The sequence below is a fragment of the Sessilibacter sp. MAH3 genome (assembly GCF_054658275.1).
The window spans coordinates 19,583-32,521 of record NZ_BAAGIE010000038.1 but is presented as its reverse complement, the minus strand read 5'-3'; the positions used below and the strand labels follow the sequence as shown (position 1 = coordinate 32,521).

The window sequence follows — 12,939 nt, the reverse complement described above, 5'->3', positions numbered from 1 at the left end:
GAAGAAATTGGAAATCGCATTTTCAATTTCTGTCCTCTGATTAAATCATGGATGAGTTAATCAGAGGTTCCTTAAGTACATTTCGACAAGGTTTTATGTTGTTTTGATTAAGCCTTAATTTTTATTAATGTTATTGCTTTATTTGTGTGGCAGCCACAAAGGCATCACTTTTTATGTTGCGAAGCGCAATACCTTTTAAAAACAGTGATTTTTTCAATTTATTCACAAACGTTTGTGCGCCACAAATAAACGCAGCCTGTGTTGAATAATCTAATGGTAGGTTTGCGCAATAATCATAAATATCTACATTGCCTAAAACGTCTATCACTGGTGTATTTGATGAACTTTGTTGTGTGAAACTTTTCTGGGTGACAAAGTGAAGCTGTACATTCTTATTTGCGTCGGGCAATTCTTTCAGTTGTTCAAGTAGATAAAGTCCATCGTCTGTTTTAGCGCCAAAGACTAGATGAATAGGTTTATCGTATCCTTGTTGTAGAGCATCTCTTAAAATGCCGTATAAAGGCGCCAATCCGGTACTGATTCCGACTAACAACAAGCCGGTTGTTAATTCTTCTAAATCAGATGTGTAAAAACACTGGCCAAAAGGGCCGCTTACTTCGATATTTTTCGAAAGGTCTTGGTTTGATTCTAGCCATTGCCCAAAAACGCCATGGTCATGCTTTTTAACGTGTAAGATAATATTTGAGTCTAAATTAGGCACACTGGCAATTGAATAGCTGCGTGTGTAAGTTGTTTGGTTTGTGTTAAATGATAAATTTATAAATTGTCCGGGGCTGTATTTGATCACCTCAGGTAAACATAACTGATAGACCGAAGCGGATAGATTTTGAATAGATTGTATTTTTACGTGATGATTTGCTTCTAAATTTTGCACTGGCAAGCCAACACTTAAATCGTGCTCCGGATAACAGCTGCACGCTAAAAAATAACCTAATTTAATTTCAGCTTGATTTAATCCTTTTTGAGATTCTTTGGGTAAATATTCTTTGGTCGCATCTGAAGCTTTCATTAGGCAGCTTTGACAAACTCCAGCTCTACAACTGTTTGGAATTATTATTCCTTCACTTAATAAGGTTTCTAAAACACTGTTTTGCGCTTTTCTAACGACAGTTTTATCGAGATAAGTAATTTTTGTTGTTGTATTGTCTTGCATTTTTACCTCGATATATCTCTTTTTTATTTAGCTAATTTTTGCTAATAATGTGAGCGAGAATTACACTAATTTGAAGTTGTGTCTAGATTGTTAAAATTTAGATGAGATGAAAACGTGCAGTAAAAGTGGTTAATGAAATTAAAAAAGAATATTCTCACTAACCTTATTTAAGTGTGTCTGAATTTAGGTACTTCTGATTAACCCATCTATGATTCAATCACTGTATTGACATTGAAAATACAATTTTAATCACCTACCGTTCTTGAAGTTGGCGACACATCCTTGTGTTAAGGGAAACTCTAGGTTAATCAGAGTTTCCTAAAATAAAAGATCACTTGTTTAGAACGTCGTCTTTGGTGGTAAGTACAACGCTAATAACAGAATCAATATCTTCTTGCGGTACATTTAATTCTTGAAGTGTTGCAATTAATGCTTCAGCAACTGCGCCAAAGTGCTCTTCGGTCAAATGCATATGTTTATGAGCTTCTCGCATGTCCTTGCCGGTGTAGCTATTTGGCCCGCCAAAAGCCATGGTCATGAAGGATTTCTGTTTTGCGTGCTGGGCTTCCATATCGATGGTGTCGAAGAAATGACTGACGCGGTCATCGGCTAATACTTTTCGGTAAAAAATATCTACTGCGGCGTCTACTGCGGCTGCTCCACCTAACTTCTCAAATACACTAATCTCGCTCATGATTATTTCCTAAATTTAAAACTGTTTTGTGCATAAAGATGAATTTGCGGATATTGCTGAGGAATATTTGCAAATCAATATGTTATTAAAAGAATCTATGGTCTTAATCTTTCCCTTAAAAACAACTCATGAAATCGGACGGAATTATCTTTCAGGCTAAAACCATTAAGATTCATATTAAATGAATCTTAATGGTTTGCAAAGATTATTTTTCAATAAACTTGAATAATCTTTATATTAGACACGTTTTTGTTATAGGTAGTGACAGTAGTCTTTGTCGGCAACAAATCGCAATACGAGAGGTTTTGCAGATTAACGAGTTTGTGTGGAGTTCGTCTTCAGTATTTTGCTGATTTTAAAGACTGGTTCAATATTCATACAACTTAATTGAATGAAATAGTTTTTAGATCTTCAAAACAGTTATCAGAAACTTATTGATTGGGTGATTGTCTCAGAAAGTCATGAACGGAAGCTAAGCGGAGATCGAATTAGCAATATTCGATTAATTGCGATATTCGAATATCGGTTTTGTGCGCTAGGTCTAATTTATTCAGAGCTTGTACACAATTTTTCACTGTGAAGCTCAGTGAAAAAGTTACCTTAGCTGTAAGTTCAAACAGTTTTTATGAAGTCCTGAAAAAAATAAAAAATTTTTCTGAACTATCTAAAAGTACATAAGTCTTAGTAGTACGTTGTGAATTAACCCGAATTTAATTTTCAATGTTTCCTAGCGAGATTTTATCTCACATTCCCTAAGGTGTTGCTTGGGCGCTTAATTTAAGCGCCCTTTTTTTTGTCTTTTTTCTTCGTTATCTTTATTCCGTTCTCTAACACCAGTCTTAATTTTAATTTGTCATCAATACGAACTTTGAATTTTAGGTTTTCAAAGTTATTTGTCGTTTTTAACGTGTAATCTTTACAGGTAGTACCTTTGTGGCAGTAGCTTTTTTATATAGGAACCTCTGATTAAATCATTCATGATTTTATCAGAGAGTAGAAATTGAAAAGGCGATTTCCAATTTCTTCACAATTTCAATTACTTACCGTTCTTGAAATTGGCGACACGTCCTTGTGTCACCAGACTCTGGATTAATCAGAGTCCGGTGACAGTTTTATGTCTGAAATATAAATAGCTCTACAAAAGTAATATTACTTATCTTATCGATTAGCTAAATAGGAATTTTGTTTAAACGCTCGATCACTTTACTAACAGCTGAAGGATTAACCGCTGGAGTTTAAAAGGTTATTGGAATCGATGAATAATCTAGCGCTTGCAGTGGAACATTTAAAAAATTCGATGAATCTGTGATGGATGTATTTGGTGTTTATGCAATCGATAGGATTAAAATTTAACTTCCCTGTTAAATTTATTGTTCACCATTCTTAAAACTCAGTAAGAATTCGACGACTATTTGCATATTAGCGTTGGTTTTTAATGCTTGTTGGTGTTGTCTTTGTTGCTGTGTGAATAACTAAATTGTTTTTGAAGCGCTACAAATTGCCGCACTGGTAATAACTGATAACCAGTAATTTTATAGGAAGGTTGATGAGAGAAGCGGTGGTGCGGGTGGGATAAGAGCACATGCTTGTTGATTGCAGAGGCATGTGCTCTAAAAAGCGTATTAAGCGCTAAAGGTCATTTCTGGAACAACGTCAGGCACTACTAGTTCGCCTGCGGTTTTTTCGATGATTTCTTCAACACTTACGCCGGGTGCGCGTTCTTTTAAGTGGAATTTGCCGTCGGCAATTTCGAGATACGCTAAATCGGTTAATACTTTCTTAATGCAGCCCGCACCGGTTAAGGGTAGGGAACATTGTGGTAATAACTTAGATTCGCCGTGCTTACTGGCGTGAGTCATAGTTACAATGATGTTGTCGGCACCGGCAACAAGATCCATTGCGCCGCCCATACCTTTGACGAGCTTACCCGGAATCATCCAGGAGGCGATGTTGCCGTTTACATCAACTTCAAAGGCGCCTAAAACGGTAAGGTCTACATGGCCGCCGCGAATCATGTCGAAAGAGTCTGAGGATGAAAAGATAGAAGCGCCGGGAATTGCCGTGACGGTTTGTTTGCCAGCGTTGATCATATCTGCGTCAACTTCGTCTTCGGTGGGGAACTGTCCCATGCCCAGCAGACCGTTCTCGGATTGAAACATCACCGACATACCTTCTGGAATGTAGTTAGCTACCAATGTTGGGATGCCAATTCCAAGGTTTACGTAGTAGCCGTCTTTGAGTTCTTTAGCAACGCGTTGTGCCATTTGCTCTCGTGTTAATGCCATGATCGTTTCCCCTTATTTAGCGCGAACGGTGCGTTGTTCAATACGTTTTTCGAAGGTGCCTTGAATGAGGCGATCAACGTAAATGCCCGGCGTGTGAATTTGTGCTGGGTCTAGTTCGCCAGGTTCAACGATTTCTTCAACTTCTACGACGGTGATTTTACCGGCGGTTGCCGCCAATGGGTTAAAGTTTTGTGCGGTTTTGCGGTAGATAACGTTACCAAAGCGATCAGCTTTCCAGCCTTTTACAATCGCGAAATCACCCACTACAGATTCTTCTAAAATATAGTGTTTACCGTTGAACACTCTTGATTCTTTACCGTCGCCGACGGGTGTGCCGTAGCCGGTCGCAGTGTAGAAGGCGGGAATACCCGCGCCGCCGGAGCGCATTTTCTCGGCCAGTGTACCTTGTGGCGTTAATTCAACTTCTAATTCACCAGAGAGCAGTTGTTTCTCAAACAGGGCATTTTCACCCACGTATGAGGCAATCATTTTTTTGATTTGTCGATCTTCGAGAAGTATTCCCAAACCAAAGCCATCAACACCACAGTTGTTAGAAACGATGGTTAGGCCTTTCACGCCCATGGATTTTATTTGTTTGATGCAGCCTTCTGGGATACCACAAAGGCCAAAGCCGCCGGCAATAATGGTCATGTCATCTGTGAGACCAGCCATTGCTTCTTCGTAGCTGGAAACCACTTTATCAAAACCTGACATAAGTGCTCCTTAGGAGTAGTTTTGCAAATTGAAATGAGTTTTAGGATTTATACGTTAATTATTCTTATTAGCTTGGGTGGCAACACCTTTTGAGGCAAGTAAATCTCCGAATGGTTCTTCAAATTGTGTGGGAGATCATGGTGAGGTTTGTCACTCGGCTTGAATCCATGATCAGGTAAGTTGATTCATTTATCAAATTTAAATATCTTATTATTTAATTTAACTTATAAAATAATAGTATCTTTTTTATTCAGTTAAAGAGATCGCTCACCACAATCAGGATTGCGCTATGTCGCTAAATGTAACCATTAAACAGCTTTCGGCATTTGTCGCTTTGGCGCAAAGTCGCAGTTTTGCCGAGGCCTGCGAGCGATTGCATTTATCGCAACCGGCGTTGAGTATTTCGATAAAGAATCTTGAAGAGGCACTCGGCGGCGCTCTGTTCTTTCGCTCTACGCGATCTGTGCATCTAACACCTGAGGGCGAAGCGTTTTATCCCGCGGCTCAACGATTATTGGGTGATTGGAAACAAACCTTGGGCGATGTCGTTAATGCTTTTAACTTAAAGCAAGGGCGATTGATTCTCTCTACAATGCCGTCGTTTGCGGTTTCTGTGCTGCCAAAGGTACTGCGTGAATTTAGAGACCAGTTCCCGAACATCAACATTTTATTGCACGACGTTTTGAACGAATCGGTGATTGATCAGGTGCGTGAGGGGCGCTCTGAGTTGGGTGTTTGTTTTAATCCTGGCAAATCCGACGACCTAACCTTTATTAAATTGTTTAACGACGAGCTGGTGGGTGTGGTATCTAAAGATCATCCATTGGCGTCCCAGTCACGCATCAAATTACCCGAGTTATTACTGTCACCGTTGATTGTTTTACAGGCACCGTCGAGCCTGCGTTTGTACGTAGAACAAACTCTGGCCGCACGTGGTTTGGGTTTTGCTGCGGCTATCGAAGTGAATCAATTAGCAACAGTAGGCCAGCTTGTAGGATTGGGCCTTGGTGTGAGTGTGGTGCCACGTTTGTGTGAGCGGCAGATGATTGACTCTGGCGCTGTGTGCGTCGCGTTAGATCAACCTATTCTAAACCGCGATATTGGTATTGTTTATCGCACTCGTTTTGCCTTGTCATCACCGGCCATTGCTATGCGAGATCTTCTAGTAACCTTGTTGAAAATAAATAGCGGTGAAAATAATTCGCTTTAGTTACTATTTTCACCGGTAGTAACGATGAGTTGTCGCGGTGATTTTTGTAATGATTACTGAAATTGCTGTAATTGTTTCAGACTAGTTTGTAGATAAAACCTTATTAACTGTTAAGACCGGGCTAATTTGAGAAACTATTGGCTAAATATAAGGCCAACAACAGACAAACGCTTGAACTAACAGCTTATCGAAATGCATAAAAACAACAGCTTGTGATAGATACACATTAAATTTGAGCTGTTTTAGGAGGATAAATGATCGACCTGAACAAACCTGATTTATTGCGCACACAATCTTTTATTGGTGGCAAATGGATTGATGCAGACAGCGGCGCAACGGTTGCTGTGGTTAATCCGGCAAATGGCGAAACTCTTTGCGAAGTTGCGAGCCTTGGTGCCGCCGAAACCGCCCGAGCCATCGATTGTGCGCAAAAAGCCATGCAAGAGTGGAAGGCTTGGCCCGCTAAAAAACGCTCAAATGTGCTGCGCAAGTGGTTTGATTTGATGATGGAACATCAACAAGACCTCGCCAAAATTCTGACCGCCGAGCAAGGCAAACCCGTTGCCGAAGCCGCTGGTGAAATCGCTTACGGTGCCGCCTATATTGAATGGTTTGCCGAACAAGCCAAGCGTATCGAAGGCGATATTATTCCTGCACCAAGCAGCGATAAACGCTTATTAGTAATGAAGCAGCCCGTTGGCGTGGTCGCCGCAATTACACCGTGGAATTTCCCTAATGCCATGATTACTCGCAAAGCCGGGCCGGCTTTGGCCGCAGGTTGTGCCTTTGTGTGTAAACCCGCCACCGAAACGCCGTTAAGCGCGCTGGCGATTGCGGTACTTGCCCAAGAGGCAGGCATTCCCGATGGTGTGTTTAATGTTGTGGTTGGTAAAAGTTCTCGCGAGATTGGCGGTGAATTAACCTCAAATCCAACCGTGCGTAAACTGACTTTCACAGGTTCAACACCCGTTGGTAAGGTGTTGATGAAACAATGCGCCGATACGGTAATGAAAACATCCATGGAGCTTGGCGGAAACGCACCTTTGATTGTTTTTGATGATGCCGATTTAGACGCAGCCGTTGCCGGAACCATTGCCTCAAAATATCGAAATGCCGGGCAAACTTGTGTGTGCTCTAACCGTATTTTGGTTCAAGAAGGTGTGTACGAACAGTTTGCCGAAAAGCTCACTGAAGCGGTTGCGAAATTTAAAATGGGCAATGGCTTTGAAGATGGCGTGAATATTGGGCCGCTGGTTAATGAAAAAGCCGCGCAAAATGTTGCAGAGTTAGTTGAAGACGCAGTGGCCAAAGGTGGCAGTGTCACCATTGGTGGTAAAGCTTCGGATTTGGGTAATTGCTTTTACGAGCCAACAGTGTTGACTCACGTTAATGATTCGATGCGCGTATTTAAAGAAGAAATATTTGGCCCGGTTGCGCCTTTATTTAAATTTAAAACCGAACAAGAAGCTATCGCCATGGCTAACGATACCGAATTTGGTTTGGCGTCTTATTTTTATACCCGCGATTTAGGTCGTATTTTCAGAGTCAGCGAAGCATTGGAATACGGAATTGTGGGCGTTAACGAAGGCATTATTTCTAACGAAATGGCGCCTTTTGGGGGCGTTAAAGAGTCGGGCTCTGGTCGAGAAGGTTCTCAATACGGTATTGAAGATTATCTAGAGCTTAAATATGTGTGCTTGGGTGGTTTGAGTTAAGTTGTAGAAACCTCTGATTAATTCCGCCGTGATTTAATCAGAGGACAGCAATTGAAAATACGATTTCCATTTTTGTCACAACTTTAATTTTTTCACTGCTTCACTTTCTTCACAACTTCAATTGCTGATTGTTTTTAAATTGACGAGACGATCATCTGTGGTGGGAAGTTTTAGATTAATCAGAGTTCTCTAAACTAATGTTAATTTCCTAAACTAATGTTACGTGTGTTGTAGAGTCAGTACTCGTAAAAAAGCCCGAATTCATCGGGCTTTTTTTTGTGTTTAATTCAATGTAACGAATACTAATAATATGAGCTGTCGGCCGCAGTGTGTATTAATGATATGTTGGAAATACTTCGTTTATAACGGCAGTTCGGTTGTGTATTTTACCTGCCGCAATGCAAAGTTAGAGCTTATTGAGGCAACGCCGGGTAGCGATAACAATTTTGATTTTAGTAGTTCTTCATATTCCGCCAAATCGCGCACAACGATTTTCAATACGTAATCTTTTTCGCCGCTGGTAGAGTAGCATTCAACAATTTCGCGTATGTCTAATACGGCTAGTTCAAAAGATTGACGTGTTATTTGATCGTGTTTGGTCATGCTGATTTGAGCCAGCAAACTGACGTTTAAATTCAGTTTATGGCGATCTAATAAAGTAACACGATTTAAAATAATTCCGTCGGCTTCAAGACGTTTTATTCTCCGCCAGCAGGGCGTGTGCGATAGTCCAACTTTTTCGCCTAATTCCGCCATGGAGTAATCAGCATTTTCTTGCAAGGCGCGAAGAATTTTACGATCGTATTCATCTATCTCGGAGGTTGATGTCATGCGGTTTAGTCCGTGTATCTAAATCTTCTTTCTAATAATAGAAGTAGTTTTGAAAAATGCTCACTTATAAACCAGAAATTCCACGAGTTGATTATTCCCTTTTTTAATACATTTGCGAAAAAAACGCTTTATTTTATTTTCTGAAAAATGTTTTAGATTTTCTGCCTAAATTACTCTAATCTAGCGGCGAAATTTTGACGACATGATAGAAAAATTCTTTGGAGCAGATATGTTCGAAAAACTACCGACACTTCAGGCCGACCCAATATTAGGATTAGTGGCTCAGTGCCGTGCCGATACAAACCCGAATAAAATTGACTTGGGCGTTGGTGTTTTTAAGGATCAGAATGGCTTAACTCCGGTTTTGAAAGCGGTAAAAGAAGCCGAGATTCGTTATCTTCAAGAAGAGAACAGCAAAGCCTATCTGCCAGCAGGCGGCACGGAACGCTTTATTAGCTTGGTCAATGAATTATTGTTCGGCCAAAATCACCCGGTTATCAAAGACAATCGAGTGGCTACCATTCAAGCAACGGGCGGCTGTGGTGCATTAAGAGTTGCTGCGCAAGTAATCCAAAGAGCCAATCCAAATTCGAAAATATGGGTAAGCGACCCAAGTTGGCCTAATCACGTGCCTTTATTAGGCAGCTCTGGTTTAGAGTTCCGTCAATATCCGTACTACGATGCCAGCAAGAACGAAGTTGATTTCGACGCAATGATGGCCGCTCTAGAAGACGCATCGACCGGTGATTTTGTGCTGATTCACGGCAGTTGTCACAACCCAACCGGTGCTGATCTTTCCCAGCAGCAATGGCAAATCGTTACCGAATTTGTGCAAAACAGAGGTCTGATTCCATTTATCGACATGGCGTACTTAGGTTTTGGCGAGTCAATTGACGCTGATGCTTTTGGTTTACGTTATATGGCTGAGAATCTTCCTGAATTGGTATTGGCCAATTCTTTCTCGAAAAACTTTGGTTTATACCGCGAACGTACCGGCACCGTGTCGATTGTGGTGAAAGATCCTGCACAAGTGTCCTTGGTGACCAACCAACTACTGAATGTTGCCCGAGAAATTTACTCTATGCCGCCTGCTCATGGCGCTGCTTTGGTTGAAACCGTTCTTGCTGATCCAATTCTGAAAGATTTGTGGATTGAAGAATTAGCACAAATGCGAGGCCGTATTATCGAAATGCGTCATGCCTTGGTTGATGGAATCCAAAAGGCTGGATGTGATGCGAACTTTGACTTTATTAAAAAGCAAAACGGTATGTTTTCGTTCTTAGGTGTCAATGAAAATCAGGTCGAAGAGCTAAAAACGGCCTATAGTATTTATATGACCAAATCCAGCCGCATCAGTATAGCGGGCATCAACAATAATAACTTGCCGTACCTTTGCGAATCTATCGCAAAAGTCTTGGCAAAATAAGTAAAGGGCTCAACGCAGCCCTAGATTCTTAGGGGTGCGTTTATGCCGAGGCATCATTCCAACGGCCACTTTGCCAACGAAGTACAATCAAAAAAAATCCACATTTCTGAGCTTAAAATTGGAATGTGGGTTTCTAAGCTCGAAAAAGACTGGTTAGAAACTCCCTTTCTTATGCAAGGTTTTCTTATCGAATCTATTGATGATATCGAGACCGTTGCGCAATACAGTGAATACGTTTGGGTGGATGTTAGAGAAGAGCATTGGGTCTCTCTTAACGCAAACGCAACCTTAACGCAGGCTCCTACAAAAACCATTTACATCAATAAAATTCCAGTACGAGAAGAAAACGAGCGAATTTATGGCGTTTATCGTGATGCGCGACGGCTGACCAAAAGCCTGTTAGATGAAGTTCGTCTCACCTCTGTGATTAATACACAGCAAGCTAAAACCATGGTTCGCGACTGTGTTGAAAGCGTTTTGAGAAATTCTGATGCCTTAATGTGGATGTCTAAAATCCGCGATCGAGACAGCTATACCTCAGAGCATTGCTTGAATGTTTGCATACTAGCAATTGCCTTTGGTCGTCAGTTGGGGTACGACGAAAACGCGCTCTATGACCTTGGCATCTGTGGACTATTACACGATGTCGGTAAGATGAAAATTCCCCTTGAGATACTGAATAAACCCGGCCCTTTAACCGACGACGAAATGAAAATAATGAAACGTCATTCGGTGTATGGACGAAATTTATTAATGTCGGCTGGCAGCGGCGCTGCACAGGCGGTGGACGTTGCTTGGAACCATCATGAGCGCATCGATGGTCAAGGTTATCCGCGCGGGCTTAACGATGCTCAAATTAGTCGTTACTCACGAGTGATAGCGATTGTTGATGCTTTTGATGCCATGACCGCCGATAGAGTTTATCAACCGCCCATTCCCGCTACTCAAGCTCTGAAAATTATCTACCAAGATAAGGGCACGCATTTCGATGCAGAACTTGCTCAAGAATTTATAAAAACCGTTGGTCTTTATCCACCCGGTTCTGTGGTGGAATTAATGAACGGTGAGGTTGGTTTGGTGTTTGAAACCAATCATAAATATCGGCAGTTACCCAAGTTAATTGTGTTGCTCGACGCCGATAAAAATCCTGTTAAAGAAAAAATTGTTGACCTGGCTCAGGTCGAAAAAGGGCAATTAAATCGATCGTATTTAATTAAAGATGTTTTGATTGATGGAAGTTTTGGAATTTCCGCCAAAGAATACCAGCAGCGTGGACTTATGTTTCGCAGTCGATAATGTATTAACAAAACGCTACGATTGGATGCTACTCAATTAAGGCCGTCTTTTTTAATAGATGGCCTTAATGAATCTCAATTGTTGGTTTATCGCGGTCTAGGGACGGTAATAATTTCACCGAGTCCTGTGTAGTCGTCGCCACCCAGTCTGCCAATGGGTTGCAGTTTTTGCGCATCAATTTTTACGCGTCCATCTTCAAACTCGGTAATTAAGTCGTCATCCACATACACTGCTTTGATTAATCCTAAAATCATTGCTTGCGAATCAGTTATATCTTCTACGCGGTATTTTTCACACGCCAAAGCAATTCTTGCAGCCTTAAGTCTTGGTAAGCGAAAACCTTCAAATTCGCACAGTTCAAGATTTTGCGCGGTTACTTCAGATTCACCTTCTGGGCGTGGACGGGCACTTTCGGTAACAGCGTGGGCCATTTCTTGGTGTGGAATATGGATAACGTACTCACTGCGCTCAATAATATTGGTGCGCGTATCCTTCAATGAGCCATCATTTTTTTTACCCACAGAGATCATCACCAACGGTGGGTCACTGGCAACACCACTGAAATAGGAATAGGGTGCGAGGTTATACGATTTATTCGCGTTTTCTGAAAGTACCCAAGCGACCGGACGCGGTACTATGCTTTGGGTCAGAGTGAAATACCGTTGGGTTGGCGATAATTCGTCCAAATTAAAAATCATGGTGACCTTCCTGATGGTAAACTTGAATGGTCGAAACACTAACGGAAAAGCGTACTAAAACCAAGCCTACAAGCCATGGGATTCATGACGGTGATTTGTTAACATGACCCCAAGAAAGTAATCCTTTAACGACTTAGAGACTATCTAAGTTACTTAATTACAAAGAGTTTTTACTTTCAATGGGTATTTATAATACTAAAGGAAACTCTGATTAACTTAGAGTTTCCGGCAACACAGGGATGTGTCACCAATTTCAAGAACTATAAGTGATTGAAATTGTGAAGAAGTTGGAAATCGTATTGTCAATTTCTGTCCGTTGATTGAATCATGGATGAGTTAATCAACGGCTCCTAAATACATTAGAACTATTTTCCCGACGGTTTGATATTGTGAGAACACCGCTTATTACCCGCGAAGGCTTCGAAGCGTTAAAAAAAGAACTTGATTATTTATGGCGAGAAGAACGCCCTGAAGTTACAAAAAAAGTTTCTTGGGCGGCAAGTCTTGGTGATCGCAGCGAGAACGCCGATTATCAATACAACAAAAAACGGCTGCGTGAAATTGATCGACGGGTGCGTTATTTACGAAAATCTATCGAGCACTTAAAAGTTGTTGACTATCATCCTCAGCAAGAAGGGAAGGTATTTTTTGGCGCTTGGGTCGAGGTTGAAAATGAAGACGGTGATATCAAGCGTTTTAGAATCGTCGGTTACGATGAAATTTTCGATCGCAATGATTATATTTCAATCGACTCGCCCATGGCGCGTGCACTCTTAAAAAAAGAAGTGGATGACGAAGCGCTGGTAAAAACGGACATGGGTTCAAAAGTTTGGATGATTAATTCTATAGAATATCCAAAAAATTAAAGGAAACTCTGATTAACCAGAGTTTCTCGT

General features: G+C 41.1%; 11 protein-coding genes. 5 read left to right on the top strand and 6 right to left on the bottom strand.

What is annotated here, in order from left to right; genetic code table 11:
• Positions 1 to 130 precede the first annotated feature (130 nt).
• The 4 genes from ACYQ2C_RS17080 to ACYQ2C_RS17065 all read right to left on the bottom strand — a co-directional run bounded on the left by ACYQ2C_RS17080 (position 131) and on the right by ACYQ2C_RS17065 (position 4,867).
• A complete protein-coding gene (locus tag ACYQ2C_RS17080; RefSeq protein WP_460104357.1) occupies positions 131 to 1,174 on the bottom strand; it encodes an FAD-binding oxidoreductase in 1,044 nt (347 codons plus the stop codon).
• Between the two features lie 331 nt (positions 1,175 to 1,505).
• A complete protein-coding gene (locus tag ACYQ2C_RS17075) occupies positions 1,506 to 1,868 on the bottom strand; it encodes a group I truncated hemoglobin (RefSeq protein WP_460104356.1) in 363 nt (120 codons plus the stop codon).
• Positions 1,869 to 3,490: 1,622 nt separating this feature from the next.
• The gene (locus tag ACYQ2C_RS17070) at positions 3,491 to 4,153 is read right to left on the bottom strand and encodes a 3-oxoacid CoA-transferase subunit B (RefSeq protein WP_460051958.1); all 663 of its coding nucleotides are present in this window, start codon (positions 4,151 to 4,153) and stop codon (positions 3,491 to 3,493) included.
• Between the two features lie 12 nt (positions 4,154 to 4,165).
• Entirely contained in the window at positions 4,166 to 4,867 is a 702-nt protein-coding gene (locus ACYQ2C_RS17065; protein ID WP_460051959.1) for a CoA transferase subunit A, read from the bottom strand.
• A 289-nt stretch (positions 4,868 to 5,156) separates the two neighbouring features.
• On the opposite strand from ACYQ2C_RS17065, the gene ACYQ2C_RS17060 reads away from it, so the two are divergent.
• The gene (locus ACYQ2C_RS17060) at positions 5,157 to 6,077 is read left to right on the top strand and encodes a LysR family transcriptional regulator (RefSeq protein WP_460104352.1); all 921 of its coding nucleotides are present in this window, start codon (positions 5,157 to 5,159) and stop codon (positions 6,075 to 6,077) included.
• A gap of 254 nt (positions 6,078 to 6,331) precedes the next feature.
• On the top strand, positions 6,332 to 7,792 hold the full coding sequence (locus ACYQ2C_RS17055; protein ID WP_460051963.1) for an NAD-dependent succinate-semialdehyde dehydrogenase: 1,461 nt from the start codon (positions 6,332 to 6,334) through the stop codon (positions 7,790 to 7,792).
• Positions 7,793 to 8,152: 360 nt separating this feature from the next.
• Here the strand turns inward: ACYQ2C_RS17055 and ACYQ2C_RS17050 are convergent, their stop codons facing one another.
• The gene (locus ACYQ2C_RS17050) at positions 8,153 to 8,623 is read right to left on the bottom strand and encodes an Lrp/AsnC family transcriptional regulator (protein WP_460104351.1); all 471 of its coding nucleotides are present in this window, start codon (positions 8,621 to 8,623) and stop codon (positions 8,153 to 8,155) included.
• A 229-nt stretch (positions 8,624 to 8,852) separates the two neighbouring features.
• On the opposite strand from ACYQ2C_RS17050, the gene ACYQ2C_RS17045 reads away from it, so the two are divergent.
• The gene (locus tag ACYQ2C_RS17045; protein ID WP_460051966.1) at positions 8,853 to 10,049 is read left to right on the top strand and encodes an amino acid aminotransferase; all 1,197 of its coding nucleotides are present in this window, start codon (positions 8,853 to 8,855) and stop codon (positions 10,047 to 10,049) included.
• 42 nt (positions 10,050 to 10,091) lie between these two features.
• Entirely contained in the window at positions 10,092 to 11,345 is a 1,254-nt protein-coding gene (locus ACYQ2C_RS17040; protein ID WP_460104349.1) for an HD-GYP domain-containing protein, read from the top strand.
• A gap of 86 nt (positions 11,346 to 11,431) precedes the next feature.
• Here ACYQ2C_RS17040 and ACYQ2C_RS17035 read toward each other — a convergent pair whose 3' ends face one another.
• On the bottom strand, positions 11,432 to 12,043 hold the full coding sequence (locus tag ACYQ2C_RS17035) for a flavin reductase family protein (RefSeq protein ID WP_460104348.1): 612 nt from the start codon (positions 12,041 to 12,043) through the stop codon (positions 11,432 to 11,434).
• Positions 12,044 to 12,432: 389 nt separating this feature from the next.
• On the opposite strand from ACYQ2C_RS17035, the gene greB reads away from it, so the two are divergent.
• On the top strand, positions 12,433 to 12,909 hold the full coding sequence (gene greB, locus ACYQ2C_RS17030; RefSeq protein ID WP_460051971.1) for a transcription elongation factor GreB: 477 nt from the start codon (positions 12,433 to 12,435) through the stop codon (positions 12,907 to 12,909).
• Positions 12,910 to 12,939 lie beyond the last annotated feature (30 nt).